The following is an 18673-nucleotide window of genomic DNA, read 5'->3' on the forward strand; positions in this document are numbered from 1 at the left end:
TGTTCGCACCCGAACCTGCATCCAACAAATTTTTTATACCCCAAGCCACTGTCCACCAATTGTAATCTCTTGTTCATCTATCGTTCATATTCCTTTTTTACAATCTCCATATAGATGGATGAACAGGAGGATTGAACATGAAAAAAATCGCTCATTTCATTAGCAGTTCTAAAGGAGCTAAAACGATTCTTATTGGCTGGTTAGCGGTCATTATCTTATTAAGTATTGTGGCGCCAAGTGCAAAGCAATATTCCATCAGCAGTGGAGAAGGCAGTATTCATGAAAACACTCCATCTGCAGAGGCTGCTAAAATTATGGATAAATATTTTCCAACGAAGGATGGGTTAACAGCACTGCTTGTTTTTTATGATAAAAACAAAATATCTGAACAAGATCGTGCAAAAATCACGGAACTCAGCAAATGGCTGTCGTCCAACGAGAAACCGAAAAATGTATCCGGTGCATTGCCATTTCATCAATTGCCAAAAGAAGTTCAGGATAAAATGTTTTCCAAAGATAATACTACACTCATTTTAAATATAGCGTTAAAGAAAGAATTAGATTCAGACCAAATCTACGACACGATTCAAAAAATCAAAAATCATGCGAGTAAAACTGATCTTGGGAACATGAAGCTGGAAATCACAGGTCCGGCGGGAATTTCATCCGATACGATTGCATTGTTTAAAAATGCTGATTTAGTTCTAATGTTTGCAACCGTTGGATTAATCTTGGTTATTTTAATGATTATTTATCGGTCGCCATTACTTGCGATTATTCCATTAATTATTGCAGGATTGGTGTATCAAGTTGTTGACCGGATTTTAGGTTTGGCTGCAAAGTATGATTGGTTTTCTGTTGATAAACAAGCACTTTCGATTATGATGATCTTACTTTTTGCCGTTTTAACCGACTATTGCTTGTTTATTCTTGCAAGATATCGCGAGGAGCTTAAGAAAAATGAGTCCAAATACGAGGCCATGAAAAAAGCGTTCACACAAGTCATGGAGCCGATTTTATTCAGCGGCGGTACTGTGCTTGTTGCGATGCTGGTCTTATTTTTTGCGAATTTCAAAGCCTATCATTATTTTGCACCAGTTTTTTCGGTGGCAATGGTGGTTATTTTGCTAGGCGGAGTGACACTGATACCTGCCATCTTCGCATTGGTTGGCAGAAAAGCATTTTGGCCATTCATCCCAAAAATAGAAGAAAAGGAAACAAAGAAGCATCCAGGATTTTGGTCAAGGGTAGGAAAGTTTATCACCAGAAAGCCAGGGATTACGGCAGGAGTTCTATTACTGTTGCTAGTTTTATCATCCCTTAATGTAGGATCCATGAAATATTCGTTTAATATTATGAAATCATTTCCGAATGATATTTCATCCAGACAAGGATTTGAGATTTTGGAAGGGCACTTCCCACAAGGGCAATTAGCGCCGGTCTCCGTGATTTTAAAATCAGAAAAAGAGATAGTGCTGGATTCTACTTTTGCCGAAAAAATCAACGCTTTGAAAAAAGCATTAAAAGCCCAAGGTGGAGTCGGTGATATTTCTCCAGAAGTCGTTCCGGGCATGTCATCAAACAATTTTTTATCAGAAAATAAACATGCCGTAAAACTGCAATTGATTTTAAATGATAATCCTTATGACCAATCATCATTAAAGGCATTAAATAAACTGCGGGAAAATAGCGAGTCTATGCTGAAGGATAGCGGCTTCAATACAAAAGAATTTTCCATCCATTATGCTGGGCAAACAGCTCAACAATTGGATGTGAAAAATCTAAACATGCGCGATACTATTTTAACTTTCACTTTAATAGCTGTATTTATTACCATTATGCTTGCTTTTCAATCAAGATCGATCTTAATGGCCTTTACGATGATTGGAACGATGCTGTTGTCTTATACAGCTACCCTTGGAATTGGCTGGATGGTGTTTCATTATATTTTAGGATATGACGCTATTAGTTATCGTCTGCCGGTGTATACCTTCGTGTTCCTCGTTGCTTTGGGTGTTGATTACAATATCATGGTGGTCTCGAGAATTAGGGAGGAAGCGAAGCACTATGAGTGGAAGGAAGCGGTTGCTCGTGGCGTTTCCCTTACCGGAGGAGTTATTTCATCAGCAGGAATCATATTAGCGGCTACATTCTGTGTGTTAATGACGCAACCATTGCAGGAGCTCTTCCTATTCGGAATGACTATGGGAATAGGTGTGTTAATGGACACTTTCCTTGTCCGCGGCATGCTATTACCAGCGATATTAACTTTTTTCAAGACGAAACAATCGAAGCATGTAATGTCAAACCAATTGAAAATGTAACGTTATGTTCATCTGTTGTTCATATTACTTATATATTCTGTTTTTGGGTCGATTTTGGATCGGCCCTGAAATTTTATTCAAATAGGGGAGGATACGAAATGTTTACAACAATGTTATTTTTCCACTTAACAGGTTTATCGATTTGGCTCGGATCTTTATTGTCTCTTGCCATTATTACTTCCGTACTAAAAAAACAAGCCGGTTCAAAGGATATCCAGAATTTATTGCGAAAAATACCTGGCTTATTCAGCAGATGGCTTCATCCGAGCAGTTTTATCGTACTAATAAGCGGTGTCTTTATGATTATCAGCATGAATATTTCCGAATCACAAAAGCCACTATGGCTGCACTTTATGGAAAAGGGCGGATTACTCATCATTCTTTTGTCCATTATTGTGTTAAGTATTGTTAGCAGCAAAAAAATCAAGAAACCATTAAAAGCTGCAAATGTGGATGTAGCAGTTGTTCAAAGAGGATTATCTACTTATCTTGTGTGGCTTACAATTTTTATCATCTTAATCTTATCTATTATTTTCATGGTTAGTTTTAAGTTTTAATATATTATCCAGGCATGGGGAAAGCACACTCCATGCCTGAATTTATTTTGTATAAAACAATCTGGGATATCGTAGGCAAATTAAAACCGCATAGATTACCTTAATCAAGAAATTTCCTCTTATTTAATTCTTCTATTTTAGTATACCCGCTATCCTCTTTCGATTAATAACAAGGACATTTTAAATAGTTGGCGAATAATTTAAAAGCAACTACTTGTACCAAAGGAGATTACAAAGATGACGAAGCTATATTTTCATACTAATTCGAGTCAGGAAGACGCTTCCTACATTCGACAAAGACTATCAGAATATAATATGCAATACCTTTCAGACAGAGAAATAGCATTTAATAATGAGGATATTAGCATTACCGTTAAGGATGAAGAAGGAAATATAATAGGAGGTATTACGGGAAACACGAAACTTCACTGTCTATTTATTCAATTCTTATGGGTGGATGAAAGGCTAAGAGGTCAAGCCATTGGGGCAAAGCTATTAAAAAAAGCAGAGGAAGTTGCTAGTGAAAAGGGCTGCAAGATGGTAAGAGTGGATACTTTTAGTTTCCAGGCACCCGAATTTTATAAAAAACAGGGTTATGAAGTATATGGTACGGTGGAAGACTTTCCTGAAGGATATACACATTATTTGTTCTTGAAAAGAATTTAAAAGATGAATAATATCTGACCATTGGCTTTGATAGAGAAATAGAATCGGGGTTGCAATTATGAAAATGTTGGCCTTATGGATGCTTATAAAGGACAACTCAACTCCGATTTTATAAGGATTTTGAATGCTCATAAAAGACATCTCCACCACCCGGGTTTTACTCGTCATTGGCCTAACAAAGTTTATAAAATATAAAAGCTTAGGTAGCTCGTATGAAAAAGGCTGGCAGAACCCGCTGCCAGCGTCAGAAGAAAACAACCTTATGATTTTAAGAATCTCGGGAACGTCAAATAAATAATCGTTCCTACGCCTTTTGTGCTGCTAACGTTAATTCTTCCGCCCATTTCCTCTGTAATTTGTCTGCATACCATTAAGCCAAGTCCCGTACCCTTTTCTTTTGTAGAATAAAAGGGCAGCCCAAATCGGTCGATTGTTTCTTGACTCATCCCTTCTCCGTTATCCGCAATCGAAATCTGGACATTTTTTTGAGTGAGTTGTACCTGAATCGTAATCACGCCATTTCCGCCAGATGCTTCAATTCCGTTTTTGATGAGATTAATAAATAGCTGCTGTACCCGAGTGGTATTTCCTTTAACAAGGACAGGTAATTTATGTTGAAAATCGATTTTTACATTATTAAGTGTTGCAAACGAGGATAAAGACCTGATTGCATTCTTTATTTCAATGGTTACATCTAATGGAATATCTTTTTCAGAAGAATGATTTTTCCCTAGCGCAAGATAATCGGCTATAATGGCATTTGCACGATCCACTTCTTCGATGCAAATTTTAATGTATTCTTTTTCCGATAGGGATATTCTGCTTGAAGATTGCAATATTTGCATAAACCCACGAATACTTGTCATAGGGTTGCGGATTTCATGAGCAACACTTGCTGCCAGCTGTCCAATGACATTAAATTGCTCCGCATGTTGAATTTCGTTAAATAAATCTATTTTTTCAATATGTAACTCCATTAAGTAAATGACGATCCAAACTAGAATCACGTTTTCTAAAACATATAAAGTGTAAATAATAAATTTGTTAAAAGTCATACCTTCCGATAGGAAGATAGAGCCTAGAATGGGAATAAGAGCAGAAGAAACTCCAATGAATAAAATGGAAAAGGACAGTTTTTTCTTTAATGAAAAAGTAGAAAACTTGTTTTTATATTTAAAGAGAATGATGCTGGCAATTAATAAAATAATAAAACTTGGATACATGCCCATTCCGCCATGAATAATACGAATAAGGACATAAAATAGGGTAACCGCCACGCCGGTTATATTTCCTCCGTATATAAATGCCAAATACCAAGGAACAAGCCTTAAATCAAGTAATCTTCCATTATTGATTTGAATCGCAAATGAAAGCGACAACGTAATAGCAATACCGCACGTAACTCCGAACATGACTCTATGTTTTATATCACTTATCTTTTCTTTTACAAGCACCAAATAGATAATAAATGGAAAAAGAACCATTAGTACTTGCAGTAAGATGTTCTGGTAGTGAAAATCCATGTTCTGTTCTCCTTAATCGACAATAACATACATAATTCTTAATTCTATATCTCGCTAGAAAATTCCTCTTAAATTTTTTATCAACCTTTATAATAATTTAAATAGGTATTTTGTACCTATAAAAAGGACATTTGTGTTTTTTTATCGAAAAATGTATAATAATGAACAATTCTAAAAATATTTTTCTGAAAAGCTAGACTATTGCACAAATGTACAAGAATTATTAGGTGAGATGGTGATGAAATGACACAGTTGACGAAGGAAAGAAATTTAGAAAGAGGACTGAAGAACAGACATATTCAATTAATTGCAATTGGCGGGGCAATAGGAACCGGATTGTTCCTTGGGGCAGGAAAATCAATCCATCTTGCCGGTCCTTCCATCATGCTTGTTTATTTAATTATTGGTGCCTTTCTATTTTTTGTCATGCGTGCCTTAGGAGAATTATTATTATATAAATCTACTACAGGCTCTTTTACGGAATTTGCAGAAACATTTATAGGACCGTGGGCTGGTTTTATTACAGGCTGGACGTATTGGTTCTGCTGGATCGTGACAGGAATTGCGGAGATCACAGCTGTCGGAATGTATGTGAAATTTTGGGTGCCAAGTATTCCGCAATGGATACCTGCGCTAATATGCGTTCTTGTATTACTTCTTATTAATCTAGCGACAGTGAAGGCTTTTGGTGAAATTGAATTTTGGTTTGCTTTAATTAAAGTTATTGCGATTGTAGCTTTGATCGTCATTGGTTTTGTCCTAGTCTTTATGGGCTTTGAAAGTCACGAAACAAAAGCCTCCTTTGCGAATCTTTGGAATCATGGCGGATTTTTCCCGAATGGATCCTCTGGATTTCTGCTGGCCTTTCAAATGGCTGTCTTCTCCTTTGTCGGTATTGAGCTTGTAGGGGTTACAGCGGGTGAAGCAGAGAATCCGGAGAAAACACTCCCGAAAGCGATAAATAGTATTCCAATTCGGATTTTAATCTTTTATATAGGTGCCTTGTTCATGATTATGTCGATTTATCCTTGGAATGGGGTAGATCCTGCCAGCAGTCCATTTGTAAAGGTGTTCTCTTTAATTGGGATACCTGCAGCAGCTGGAATCATAAACTTTGTCGTACTAACTTCTGCGGCATCTTCATGTAATAGCGGTATTTTTAGTACAAGCCGTATGCTTTATACTCTTGCCAATGAAGGAAAAGCGCCAAAAATGCTAAAACATTTAAATGAGCGGAATGTACCTGCACCGGCATTAATTGGATCGACATTGGTATTATTAGTAGGGGTATTGCTAAATTATCTATTGCCGGATAAAGTCTTTACATTAGTGACGAGTATTTCAACGATTTGTTTTATTTGGGTATGGGGAGTCATTATCGTGTCCCATTTGCGTTATCGCAAATTAATGCCGGATAATGCAAAAGAAAATCCTTTTAAAATGCCATTGGCACCTTTTTCAAACTGGATTGTACTAGCATTCTTTGTTTTCGTACTCGTTTTACTTGGCTTTGCCGCTGATACAAGAGTGGCGTTATTTGTTACACCGGTTTGGTTTATCCTTCTTTTAATCGGGTACTATTTTATGAAACTAGCAAAAAAATAATAGTGTATATGAAAACCGTCTGTTAACTTAGGCGGTTTTTTGATTGACTTTAACTGCAAAATAACATAACAATAAATGAAGAAGAAACTCGAAAATTGGAGATAATGTTAATTATATCCTCATGATTAAGGGAGAACGATGATTGGTGAAACAAAAAAGAAATTCTAGATATTTAGCAACTCTTTTTCTAATTGTGATGGCATTAGGTTTTTTTATTACGATGCCATTTCATGATTATATAATCGGCAGACTTTTACAAGGGGCATTTGAGGCCGGTGTTGTAGGAGGACTGGCAGACTGGTTTGCGGTAACTGCGTTATTTCGCCACCCACTAGGCATTCCGATTCCACACACCGCACTTTTGCCGAATAATCGAAAGCGTATGACCGAAGCTGCGACGAATTTGGTAGAGAACAATTGGCTTTCGAAGGAAAGTATTAAATCCAAGGTGGCTCAAGTTCAAATTACGGAAAAATTATTGCAGGAGCTTGAAAAGAATTTGGATTCCAGGATAGTGCGGAAAGGCATATCCAGCTTTGCGAAAAAAATAGTAGCACAAATAGACGTGGATAAATTAGCTGGCATTCTGGAAAAAGAAGTGAAGAATAAAGCTCATTCGATTGATGTGAAGGCCCTGCTTGGATTAGTCATCGATAAAACGCTCGCAGGACAATACGATGAGAAAACGTTTGATTATCTATTGGCAGAAGTGGAGAAATGGATTGCAAAGCAAAGCACTCGCGAGCAGTTGGGAAGCTTAGCTGTAGAATTAATCGATAACGCGGATGTAGATGGTTTTGTTAAATTTGCAATCAAGTCATTCCGCAATCTTATTAATGAAGAAACGCTTGGGAATATTATTTATAAGCTTGTTACAAAAGGCATTGATGATCTTCGGAATAGTGACAGTAAAAATCGGGCTGTTTTGCTTGCGAAGGCAAGAACATTTTTGGAAAACTTAAAAGAAAACCAACAGGTTATTTCAGAACTGAATCATTGGAAAATCAGCTTTCTGGAAAAATGGGATGCCAAAAAGCAAATTGCGGGTATTTTAAAAGAAACACAGGAAAAGCTCATAACATTTATTGAAGATGATAAATTAGATCCGTATATTTTTCCGCTTTTAACAAGGCTATTAGAGGATTTAAAGGCAGATCAAACTAAAGTGGATCAAATCGAACAATGGATTCACAAACAAGTAATGGATCTTGTTGAAAAAAATCATTCCAAAATCGGTAACCTTGTAAGAGAAAACTTGGATAAGCTCGATAATGATAAACTGGTGGAATTGGTTGAAACCAATGTTGGCAAGGATCTGCAATGGATTCGGGTTAACGGTGCGGTTTGTGGGTTTATTATTGGATTGGTGCTAACAACACTTAAAATGTTGATTTAAAAAAACATCTTATAAAAGGGGGGTAAATAAGCGGAGGTTTTCCGATTAAGAAAAGCAAATTTACCCATTTTTCCGTTTTTCTAGTCAATAGTCGGAATCCTTCCGTCTATTTAAGCCATTTTCAGTGCTATTTCCTAATTAAGAGGAATTTTTCCGCTTATTTATCAAACTAGCTTCAGCGTCTAATGACTTGTATACTACAGGCGCTTTAGCAAATAAAAGAAAATTAAAAAAGGCTTGGAGATTTGCATCTCTAAGCCTTTTTGACTGTGCAAAATACTTTGAATTGTGTTGTGGAAATTTATGAGATTTTGCAATGTGTTTTTGGTATAAAAAATTTTTTTATTTTGATGGGTAGATTGATGAAAAAATAATTTAATCAAACGTTTGATTAATTGGCTAATCTCTTTTGTATCAAGGCCTACGCGATTTAATCAAACATTTGATTAAAATGCAGGTGGGAGGAAATTGAGTGGGAAGATGAGAATATAAACATGGTACATACTAATTTGTGTTTGGGTAGATGGGTACTAACTAATAAAAGGAGATAAGAGTAATGTCCAAATCGGATAACATGCTATCTATTTTATGGCTGTTAAAATCAAGAAAGCAAATGACGGCAAAACAGATTGCAGAGGAATTGGAAATTAGTATTCGGACTGTATACCGCTATATCGATTCATTATGTGCAAGCGGGGTGCCTATTGTTGCTGATTCCGGTCATAATGGCGGTTATAGCTTATTGGAACACTTTAATGAGGCTCCCTTATTTTTTGATTTGCAGGAGCAAAAGGCACTTATTCATGCAGCAAAATATGCACAAGAAGCAGGTTATCCTTTTGGTGATGCCTTAGAATCTGCCATATCAAAATTAAAGCTTTATACAAATGAAGAACAACTAGAGAAAATAAATCGTCATTCCATAGGATTTGATGTAATTCATTCACCTATTCATACACCTAAAACGAAAACTCTCCAACTGTTAGAAGAAGCTGTTGCAAATGAAACAACCCTTTCCATTGAGTACATTAAAGGGAATGGCAAGGAACAATCAAGCAGACAACTTGATCCGTATGGGCTATTGTTCTGGAAAAATCGATGGTATGTTGTAGGATTCTGTCATCTTCGTAATGAGGTTAGGAGTTTTCGGGTTGATAGAATTATTACTATTGCAGAGACAGATCAAAAGTTTGAGAGACCATTGGATTTTTCCGCACGGCAATTTTTCATGAATAGTATTTTGCCTGGTATTCAGGACCCTGCAGAATTAATCTCTGTTCGAATAAGAGGGCACAAATCAGCGATTGATAACCTTTGTGAGCATTGGTTATTAGGACATGTTTTAATAGAAAGATCTGTTCATGATGTACATTTTAAGCTTGATAGAGATATGATTACCTTCTATTTACCGTATCTAATTTTATCCTTTGGAAAATCCATTCAAGTGCAGGAGCCAAGTTTTTTGAAAGAGAAATTAATAAATATCACCTCTGAATTAAATAATTTTTATCAATCATAAATTACACTGACTGAAATTGTCAGGGGAGATGGGATATGATGACCATAGAATGATTTTATTGCCAGAGACCACGAGATTCACCATTGTAAGGATGATTGGTGTAGAAAGGCTGCCATTTTTTTAAAATAATAGGATAAAAGTTGAGGAGGGTATATATGGACCAACAATTTACAAAGATTTATGATTATCATGTTTGGGCGAATAAAAGAGTATTTGCGAAGCTAAAGGAAGTACCTGAGCAATTATTACAAAAGGAAATTCAAAGCGTATTCCCAACTATATTAGATGCTGTCGGACATACTTATAGAGTGGATGTGGTTTGGTTAAATGTGATGATGGGGAAAAGCTTCGACGAAATTGTGGCATTAATGGGTGGGGTAACGGAGAAAATAAAAACGATGAATCTTGCCGATTTTGAAAATGCCTATCAAAGTTTAGCAAATCAATATGAAGAATTCTTTTCTAGCTTAGGTTACAAGGACCAACCTGTTGTGACGGAGCATCCTCAGTTCGGAAAATTAGAGTCCACCGTATCTGAGTTGGTGCAGCATGTTTCGAATCACGGAACTTATCACAGAGGGAATATTACTGCTATGTTAAGACAATTAGGATATTCTGGCGCTTCGACGGATTACATATTTTATTTGTTTGAAAAACAAAAAGAAGAAGCACGCTGATTTTCAGCGTGCTATTTTTTAATGACTATGTGACATCGTCCCTCTTTTAGAACCGATATGATTAATACTGTACACCCATAATGCATTAAGCAGTAATAAAGCGCTTGTGCTGAAGAACACATAATGAATGCCAAATAATCCGGCCATTTGCCCTCCTAAGACAGATCCTCCAAGGGTTCCAATGTATTGGGCAGATTGATTATAGCCGAAAATACGACCCACTACTTCATCCGGTGCGCTTTTTCTCACAAGGTTGTTAATCGATGGCAACAATCCTGCTGTTGCAAGTCCGAGACAGAACCTGAGCCCCATTAGTTCCCAAGGTGATTTGACAAAGGCTTGAGGAATAAAGATAATCCCAGCGACAATTAATGCACCGATAAGGATTTTTTGGGATCCAATGCGATCCGCAAGCTTGCCTAATCTAGGTGCTGCAATAATATTGGCAAGTCCAGAAGCAGCGACGACCATTCCAGCAACCATGGATAAGTGTGCAATATGCGGCGACAATTCTTTTACATACACCGTAATTAACGGCTGAATAGACATATTGGCAATTTGTAAAATAAACGTACTAGCAAACAAAGAAATTAATAATCTAGTATCCGGAACAAGCTTCCATACCTGTTTAAATGGCAATGGAGTTTTATGAACAGGCGTAAATTCTTCTTTTATTAGAAAAAGAACAGCAAAAAAGGCGATTAACAGTAAAACACTTGTTAAAATAAAACAGCTTCTAATCCCTGAGAATTCTGCAATAAATCCTCCTAATAACGGTCCTAAAAGCCCGCCGCTAACCGACCCCGTTGAAAGTGTTCCGAGTGCCCATCCTGATTTTTCCTTCGGTGTTTGCGTAGCGACTAATGTTACGGATGCGGATATATAACCAGAAACAGCCCCCATTAACATTCGTAATGCAAGTAATTCGTAAACATTTTGTACAAATGCCATGAAAAAAACAACGATCGCCATTCCAAGGCTGGCGCGTAATAGCATTAATTTCCTTCCCTTTTTATCCGCAAGCTTTCCCCAAATAGGTGAAACGATTGCTGAGAGTAAAAAGGTCGAGCCAAAAATTAATCCGGACCATCTTTCAATATCTGAATTAGCATGTACTCCTAGTTCATCTATATACAAAGGTAACATTGGTGCGATTTGACTCATTCCCGCGGCCGTTACAAATGATCCAAACCAACAAACAAATAAATTACGTTTCCAGTTTTCCATATGAACACCTTTCTTATAATTTGAAATTTATCTCGGGTTAAGGGACAGGAAGTTCCTCTCTTCAAAACCTAACTGCCTGTAAACGCCCGATTACTTCACCTAACAATCAGTTGGATAATAACATGATTGAAGTTTCATTTTATTTCGGCTTTCGTAATAATTGATACCCTTTATCATACTCCAAATAATTGATAATGACTAATATATGTATTACTATTTGCTTATAGGTTTAGAACTATCAATAGAGGTGGACAAAGTGGACTTATTGCAATTAAGGTATTTTCAAACCGTAGCGCATTTTGAACATATGACCAAGGCAGCTAAAAAACTAACGATTGCCCAACCTTCTCTGAGCCAAACCATTTCTCGATTAGAGGACGAGCTAGGATTTCCTCTATTTGATCGAGAGGGCAGGAATATTAAATTAAACGAGTATGGAAAAATCTTTTTAAAAAGAGTGGACAGAGCCTTTTCAGAACTAGATTCCGCAAAACTCGAAATGGAAGAACTCGCAGGGGAAAGTGAGAACCGAATATCTCTTTCCGTCATGCATACCCCATTACTGCCGAATATTATTAGCGAATTTCGACAAGAATATCCATCAGCAAAGTTTCAAGTAGGAATGCATTCACCCTTCAGGATTGTGGATCAATTAGAGAAAGGGGAAATTGATTTATGTGTCACCTATTTTCCGATTGAAACAGAAGGCATCAGTTGGGTGAATCTAATGGAGGACGAGGTTTTCATCATCGTTCCAGATAGTCATCCTTTGGCGAAAAGAGAGAGCATTCATTTATTAGAAGTGGCCGATGAACAATTTATTCATATGGAACCAACAAACCCATTCAGAATGTTAACAGACCGCTTTTGTGAGAAAGCAGGTTTTACTCCGAATATTGCCTTTGAATTGGAGGAACCGGGCTCCATTCAAAACTATGTGGAAGCAGGGTTGGGAGTGTCCTTTTTAACAGAACATACTCTTCGTTATTCCCATCATGATAAAATTGTCGCTTTGCACATTGACCAGCCAATTTGTAAGCGGACAATCGGTATGGCGTGGAAAAAGGAGCGGTATACTTCAAAGGTTGTCCGGGAATTCCGAGAATTCATGGTGGAGTATTTTAAAAAATTGGATTGAGCATTTATGTTTTCGTAATGGCCTAGGAGGGTAGCATTTTGGGGCATTGGAAAATGTCCTTGGTTAAGCGGTCTGAAGGACAAAAACAAGTGAGTGCAGCAGCAAAATGTCCTTCATAAGCGGTCTGAAGGACAAAAACAAGTGAACACGGGAGGAAAACGTCCTTCATAAGCGGTGTGAAGGACAAAAGCAAGTGAGCACGGGAGCAAAATGTCCTTCATAAACGGTGTGAAGGACATAAGCAAGTGATTACGGCAGCAAAATGTCCATGAGAAGAAGTGATCTCATGGACAAAAGTAGCGAACAATATTGCATTTCATCATGATTGAACCTTTGATTTTCTAATCAAATATACCACTAAACCAATTAACGTAATCCCAATAGAAATCACTGCATCCAAAGGGCTGCTAATTAAGGTATTAATGACAATATAAGCAGAACCGATGATGGCGAGTATTGGAGTAATAGGATATAACGGTACTTTATATAAACCTTTTGTTTCTTTTCCTTTATCTTGTTTCCGTAAGAGGAAAACAGCATAAAATGCTAAACTATAAAAAATAAATACTGTGAAAATAGCAAGATCGGATAATCGGTCTGGGTTTCCAAAGAGCATCATCAAAATGGCAATTAGAACTTGTATTACTGTTGCACCAATAGGTGTTTGGTATTTAGGATGAATTTTTGCAATTGCCTTGGAACCGGGAAGCAGTTTTGTATTAGCCATAGCAAGCGTAATTCTAGGGAAAGTAAGGATTTTCCCATTAAGGCAACCGAAAATGGAGATCATAATCCCAATTGCGATCAGTTTTCCTCCCAAACCTCCAAACAGAATCGTTGCGGCTGTTTTAGCAGCATTCGGACCTAAATCAATAATTTGCTGAGCAGATAACGTGTGAAACATCGCCATGTTAACAGTTAAATACGCGATGATAACTATAACAATTCCAAAAATAATTGCACGCGGCAATGTTTTAGCAGGGTTCTTCATTTCTCCAGCCATGAAACCGACATTCATCCAGCCATCATATGCATAAAGTGTCGCCAGAACGGCTGCCCCAAAATTAATGGTATCCGAATGGATCGACCCTGCAAAAATTGGGTGTCCGCCTTTCCAAATCCCAAAAACAGCTACCAGCACGATTGGCACCAATTTAGCGATGGTAGAAATATTTTGAATGATACCCCCATATTGTGTTCCGAGTAAATTTAATACACAAAGAAGGATAACGGTCATAATCCCAATCACAATTTTTGTATGATCCGGCCATCCAAAAAAACCGGCAATTAATGTACCAAAATAAAGACCGAGTGCCCCAATAATGGCAGGTCCATAAATAATGGATTGAACCCACCCGCATAAAAAGCCCCAAAGCTTCCCGTAAACATCCTCTAAGTAAGCGTATAATCCTCCTGTTTTTGGAATTTTTACACTAACTTCCGCAATCGTTAAACCACTGGCAAGTGTAATAATTCCGCCAATCACCCATGCAAGAAGAGCTTTACTTGTTGTCCCGGTTGCGGATAAAACAATTCCAGGTTTCATAAAAATTCCGGAACCAATAACTGTCCCGATGACAATGGATACAGAAAGTAAAAATCCAACATTTTTCTTTAAATGTGTTTCATTGCTCATGTCCATCCCTCACGTACAATTGTTTTAATAGAATTATATCATAAAAATACACGAAATTATTTTATTAGAATATTTATATTTTAAACGCTTACAATGGAAAATTTGATTTTATCTGTAAAAAAACCCAACTTTTATTTTTGTGAAATAGCAAAATGGGAAGAGTCAGAATAATGAGCAAATTGATTAGAAATGGTATAGAATAAAATTGAGTCAAAAAAAGGGGGAATATTATGCATACGGTCGTATTTGGTGCAGGCGCTGTCGGTGGTTATTTTGGAGGGAAATTGGCATGTGCTGGTTATCCAGTTACCTTTCTAGTCCGTGAAAAGAGATTTGAGCAACTGAAAAAACGTAATTTAAGAGTCTTAAGCTTTCATGGAGATTTTACCATCACTCCTAATCTCGCAGTAAGCAGTAATGAAATTGAACATCCGGAACTAGTTATTCTAGCATTGAAAAACTATCATCTAGAGGGGGCACTTCCACAGCTAGAGACATTGATAAAAAAAGGTGCCAAAATATTACCGCTGCTTAACGGTGTTCAACATATGGAGATATTAACGAATCAATTCGGTGAGGAGAATATCTTGGGAGGAGTTTGTTACATAGAATCCACGTTAAACGAAGAAGGGGACATTGTTCAAACAAGCCCAATGCATGATATTGTTTTTGGTGCCTTAAATAACGGGAAAACACCATTTCTGAATCAAATGGAAGATATGTTCAAGCAATCGAACGTGAATGTTATACAGACTGAAAATATCGTAAGTGAAATGTGGAATAAATTTATCTTTTTAGCTACATTAAGTGGAATTACTTCTGCAACAAGGCAGCCAATTGGCGTAGCTATGAATGATCCGGCAACTAAGGCATTGTTAGTAGATTTAATTCAGGAGATCTATCAAATTGCCATTTCACTTCACATTCCATTGGCAGAGGATACGGTAAGAAAAATTATAAATAAAGCCGAGGGACTTCCTCCAGCTATGACATCCTCTATGCATCGTGACCTTGAAAAAGGCTTGCCTATAGAAGTAGAAAGCCTGCAAGGATATATTTTGGACCAAGCAACGAAGCATGGAATTCAAGTACCAGTCGTCCGGGCAATCTATTCACTCCTTCACCCCTATACAAATGGAACACCCCTAAAGTAATGGCTTTAGGGTTTTTTATTTTCTTAAATTACTTCCATCAAAGTATAGCCTTAAAATAGGTGAATTTTATAAAAGAGAGGTACAGGTAGGAATGTAGAATAAGTCCAGAACCTATAATTATTGAATGCTATGCTCGTTTTCCAATACGATTTTTTGATTTTCAAAAGAAAGTGGATTACAGAATGGACATTCGTTCATTGAATCAGGAACTTTTTAAATTTCCACACAAAAATCGTGATTTTAGCGATATGAAAACTTCACATAAAATACACCCTATCGAAGAATAATAGTGTACATGGAGGTGTTTTTTATGGAAGATAATTATTTTGAGAAAATCTATCAGGAGTATCGTGAGCAAACCATGCAGCAAGCAAAAATGGAAGCTGGCGGAGAGAATGTAATGGGAAAAGAAGAAGTCGTGGCAGTGAGGAAAAATGATGATGGAGATATTATTGCTTTTAAAACAAATACTGGTCGCGAACTAGATTATATTACTGCCTTGGACGAAGCAAAAGCAGGAAAAATTGCTCACATTGATGTTTTTCATAAATATGGTCGTGATATCATTCGCAGTGAACCTGATGGGATTGAAGAAAATAACTTAGACAACTTGCCTTCATTTTAAAGCGGGAAAAATCTCCCGCTTTAAAATGTAAGAGCATTATTTATTTCTTCGCTAACTTCTCATCCAATCTCTTTTCTAATTCACTAATGAATTTCTCATCTTTTACCATCATTTTTTTATTTTCATCTATTAAATCATGTAAGTTGAAAAACTTTGTATTGTGCAGTTTACGAAGTCTTGTTTTCATAGCTTTCTCCAATCTATAAAAAAATCAAATTATTTTTCTATAATTTATTATAATATAAAAAATCTAAATAAACCATATAGTCAGTTTATTTTCACAAATTCTTAACAATCTTTTTATAAATTGCTCATGATGCAGTGGTGATATGATGATATTCAGAATCTGAGACCGAAGTAAGTTATTGCTATTTCTTAAATAATAAAAGAAGGGTGCAGTATGAAATGCACCCTCTGATTCTTCTCGTGATAGTAGTAGGTGAAGGACACCAGTTGTATAATCTTTTACGACCATATTTCAATTTATTCGCCGCTTAGTCAGTTGGGATGATAAACTAGAAATTTCAGCATATATTTCTGAATTTGAATTTTCCAGCTGCCGATAATTTGGACAGTAACAGTGGGATTTGCTTTTTACTCTATATTTCCCATCGTTTCATTAGTTTGTTCCATTCAATCAAATTGAAGGATGGAAAGTGTATACCTTTAAAAACACTCAGAGCTGATTTTAATCGCGCATTGCTCCTGCCTCTCGGGAAGTCATTGCACCTTGTCCTGCGCTCACATCTTTTTGAATTTCTTGTTTAACTTTTTGTGGATTAGTTCCGGATAATTCCGATTTCGTAGTAGAATCCAAATTCTGTTTCGCTTGTTGATCCTGTTGCATACAGATCCTCCTCAATATAGTATTTCACATTCTTATTATTTACAAAAAAACACTCGGTATATCCAGAAAATTTTAAAAGCCACTGAAGGCTTCAAGCACATGACCTGTTAATTGAAGAACAAATATGACAATGATTGATTTATCTGTATGATAAGTTCATACTTAAGGAAATCAATCTTGCATAATCTGTTCATCATATTAAATTGCTTAAGGCTAATTATTTTTTAATTAAGTACTTGAAGGAGTGATTTTTAATGGGAAAGGTTATACCATTTTTAATGTTTCAAGATGGAAAAGCGGAAGAGGCAATGAATTTTTATACATCCATAATTGATGATTCAGAGATTATAAGTATCGTTCGATATGGAGCCAATGAATCTGGTGATGAAGGAACAGTGATGCAGGCTACTTTTTCCTTAAAAGGGCAAGAATTTATGTGCATTGACAGTAATGTGAAACATCAGTTTTCCTTTACCCCTTCATTCTCAATCTATATTACCTGTGATACTGAAGAGGAAATTAACAATCTTTATGAAAAACTTATTGTGGATGGACAAGCCCTTATGCCAATTGGCGACTATGGATTTAGTAAAAAGTTTGGGTGGTTAAATGATCGGTTCGGAGTATCATGGCAACTAAATTTTCTTAATAAATATTAATGCAGCTGTAGTAGTAACTTTTTTATATTAAATCTTTATTAGTTTTATGGTGGCGTTTCTACATTAGTAGAGACGCCTTTTTGCTTGCGCGGTAGGTATGTTTAATAAGTTTAGGAGGACTCTTACAGAAGCATTACAAATAAGAAAACTCGCCATTGGCGAGTTTTGCTTTTTAAATTGTAAAAACCTATGTCAAATCGATTAATATTTTTCAGGAAACAGTAACACAAGATGAACCCCTTACTTATTTATCATTTCCTCCGCAGCATCGACCGTATGCTTAAGCAACATTGAAATCGTCACTGGCCCAACACCGCCGGGAACTGGTGTGATAGCACTGGCATTTTCCAGACAGGCATCATAATCAACATCTCCAATATTGCCTTTGTTATAGCCCGCATCTAGTACGACAGCACCTTTTTTAATCCAATTTCCTTGAATAAATTTAGGTTTTCCAACCGCTGCCACCACAATGTCACCTAATTTAACAACGTCCGCTAAATTAGTAGTTCGGGAGTGACAAGTTGTAACAGTAGCATTTTTATTTAAAAGTAAAGCAGAGACAGGTTTTCCTAAAATAGGGCTTCTGCCAATTACAACGGCATGTTTGCCTTCAACTGGTATATTGTAATAATCTAAAATTTCCATAATGGCGGCAGGAGTGCAGGAAGGATATTTTCCGAAGCCAAAAGCGGTTTGGCCATACCCAAGGCTTGTTACACCATCTACGTCTTTGCGAATATCAATGGCTTCAAACGCTTTACGTTCGTCAATATGAGAAGGAACCGGATGCTGAAGAAGAATGCCATGAACGGTTTCGTCCGCATTTAATTCATTAATTTTTTCCAAAAGTTCTTCTGTAGTAGTTTCTTTTGGCAGATGAATTCTCATTGATTTAATCCCAATTTTTTCACAGGCATTTCCCTTCATTCTTACATAGGTTTCCGAAGAGGGATCATCCCCTACTAAAATCGTTGCAAGACAAGGTGTTACCCCTTTGTTCACTAGAGTTGCTACTCTTTCTTTTAAACGATCCTTTACATTCCCGGCCACTACTCTTCCGTCTAAAATAAGGTTTTCCACGTCAAAATCCCCCTTAAAATAATAAAAGAGATAAGGA

At 36.7% G+C, this 18673-nt stretch carries 17 protein-coding genes; 11 read left to right on the forward strand and 6 right to left on the reverse strand.

Annotation, left to right across the window (positions count from 1 at the left end):
• Positions 1-137: 137 nt before the first annotated feature.
• From NSQ59_RS01890 to NSQ59_RS01900, 3 genes are all read left to right on the forward strand, one after another.
• Complete coding sequence (locus tag NSQ59_RS01890) at positions 138-2324, forward strand: MMPL family transporter (protein ID WP_055737995.1); 2187 nt, start codon at positions 138-140, stop codon at positions 2322-2324.
• Between the two features lie 98 nt (positions 2325-2422).
• Entirely contained in the window at positions 2423-2881 is a 459-nt protein-coding gene (locus tag NSQ59_RS01895) for a hypothetical protein (RefSeq protein ID WP_055737996.1), read from the forward strand.
• 237 nt (positions 2882-3118) lie between these two features.
• Positions 3119-3547, forward strand: coding sequence for a GNAT family N-acetyltransferase (locus NSQ59_RS01900; protein ID WP_055737997.1), 429 nt, complete (start codon positions 3119-3121; stop codon positions 3545-3547).
• 260 nt (positions 3548-3807) lie between these two features.
• On the opposite strand, the gene NSQ59_RS01905 is transcribed toward NSQ59_RS01900, so the two are convergent.
• Complete coding sequence (locus tag NSQ59_RS01905; protein ID WP_055737998.1) at positions 3808-5070, reverse strand: sensor histidine kinase; 1263 nt, start codon at positions 5068-5070, stop codon at positions 3808-3810.
• A 243-nt stretch (positions 5071-5313) separates the two neighbouring features.
• Between NSQ59_RS01905 and NSQ59_RS01910 the strand changes: the two genes are divergently transcribed.
• The 4 genes from NSQ59_RS01910 to NSQ59_RS01925 all read left to right on the forward strand — a co-directional run bounded on the left by NSQ59_RS01910 (position 5314) and on the right by NSQ59_RS01925 (position 10267).
• Positions 5314-6675 carry an amino acid permease gene (locus tag NSQ59_RS01910; protein ID WP_126648069.1) on the forward strand — a complete coding sequence of 454 codons (1362 nt, stop codon included), beginning with the start codon at positions 5314-5316 and terminating at the stop codon, positions 6673-6675.
• 145 nt (positions 6676-6820) lie between these two features.
• Positions 6821-8071: a DUF445 domain-containing protein gene (locus NSQ59_RS01915; protein ID WP_340833121.1), complete on the forward strand. Its 1251-nt coding sequence runs from the start codon at positions 6821-6823 to the stop codon at positions 8069-8071.
• Positions 8072-8627: 556 nt separating this feature from the next.
• Complete coding sequence (locus NSQ59_RS01920) at positions 8628-9590, forward strand: helix-turn-helix transcriptional regulator (protein WP_340828834.1); 963 nt, start codon at positions 8628-8630, stop codon at positions 9588-9590.
• Between the two features lie 155 nt (positions 9591-9745).
• Positions 9746-10267, forward strand: coding sequence for a DinB family protein (locus tag NSQ59_RS01925; protein ID WP_055738001.1), 522 nt, complete (start codon positions 9746-9748; stop codon positions 10265-10267).
• A gap of 18 nt (positions 10268-10285) precedes the next feature.
• Here the strand turns inward: NSQ59_RS01925 and NSQ59_RS01930 are convergent, their stop codons facing one another.
• Positions 10286-11494, reverse strand: coding sequence for a multidrug efflux MFS transporter (locus tag NSQ59_RS01930; RefSeq protein WP_055738002.1), 1209 nt, complete (start codon positions 11492-11494; stop codon positions 10286-10288).
• Between the two features lie 256 nt (positions 11495-11750).
• Here NSQ59_RS01930 and NSQ59_RS01935 point away from each other — a divergent pair, with 256 nt between their 5' ends.
• Positions 11751-12632 carry a LysR family transcriptional regulator gene (locus tag NSQ59_RS01935; protein WP_340828835.1) on the forward strand — a complete coding sequence of 294 codons (882 nt, stop codon included), beginning with the start codon at positions 11751-11753 and terminating at the stop codon, positions 12630-12632.
• 319 nt (positions 12633-12951) lie between these two features.
• Here the strand turns inward: NSQ59_RS01935 and NSQ59_RS01940 are convergent, their stop codons facing one another.
• On the reverse strand, positions 12952-14268 hold the full coding sequence (locus tag NSQ59_RS01940; RefSeq protein ID WP_055738004.1) for an APC family permease: 1317 nt from the start codon (positions 14266-14268) through the stop codon (positions 12952-12954).
• Between the two features lie 230 nt (positions 14269-14498).
• Here NSQ59_RS01940 and NSQ59_RS01945 point away from each other — a divergent pair, with 230 nt between their 5' ends.
• Together NSQ59_RS01945 and NSQ59_RS01950 are read left to right on the forward strand one after the other, a co-directional pair.
• The gene (locus tag NSQ59_RS01945) at positions 14499-15422 is read left to right on the forward strand and encodes a ketopantoate reductase family protein (protein WP_340828836.1); all 924 of its coding nucleotides are present in this window, start codon (positions 14499-14501) and stop codon (positions 15420-15422) included.
• 361 nt (positions 15423-15783) lie between these two features.
• On the forward strand, positions 15784-16047 hold the full coding sequence (locus NSQ59_RS01950) for a DUF3892 domain-containing protein (RefSeq protein WP_437177104.1): 264 nt from the start codon (positions 15784-15786) through the stop codon (positions 16045-16047).
• A gap of 40 nt (positions 16048-16087) precedes the next feature.
• On the opposite strand, the gene NSQ59_RS01955 is transcribed toward NSQ59_RS01950, so the two are convergent.
• Together NSQ59_RS01955 and NSQ59_RS01960 are read right to left on the reverse strand one after the other, a co-directional pair.
• Positions 16088-16234, reverse strand: a complete 147-nt coding sequence (locus NSQ59_RS01955; RefSeq protein ID WP_126648062.1) for an FbpB family small basic protein — start codon at positions 16232-16234, stop codon at positions 16088-16090.
• Between the two features lie 501 nt (positions 16235-16735).
• Positions 16736-16894, reverse strand: a complete 159-nt coding sequence (locus tag NSQ59_RS01960) for a hypothetical protein (protein WP_340828840.1) — start codon at positions 16892-16894, stop codon at positions 16736-16738.
• 254 nt (positions 16895-17148) lie between these two features.
• On the opposite strand from NSQ59_RS01960, the gene NSQ59_RS01965 reads away from it, so the two are divergent.
• Positions 17149-17553, forward strand: coding sequence for a VOC family protein (locus NSQ59_RS01965; RefSeq protein ID WP_340828841.1), 405 nt, complete (start codon positions 17149-17151; stop codon positions 17551-17553).
• 240 nt (positions 17554-17793) lie between these two features.
• On the opposite strand, the gene NSQ59_RS01970 is transcribed toward NSQ59_RS01965, so the two are convergent.
• The gene (locus NSQ59_RS01970; RefSeq protein WP_126649376.1) at positions 17794-18636 is read right to left on the reverse strand and encodes a bifunctional 5,10-methylenetetrahydrofolate dehydrogenase/5,10-methenyltetrahydrofolate cyclohydrolase; all 843 of its coding nucleotides are present in this window, start codon (positions 18634-18636) and stop codon (positions 17794-17796) included.
• Positions 18637-18673: the final 37 nt, after the last annotated feature.

The sequence above is a fragment of the Margalitia sp. FSL K6-0131 genome (assembly GCF_038008735.1).
Lineage (GTDB): Bacteria > Bacillota > Bacilli > Bacillales > Bacillaceae_C > Margalitia > Margalitia shackletonii.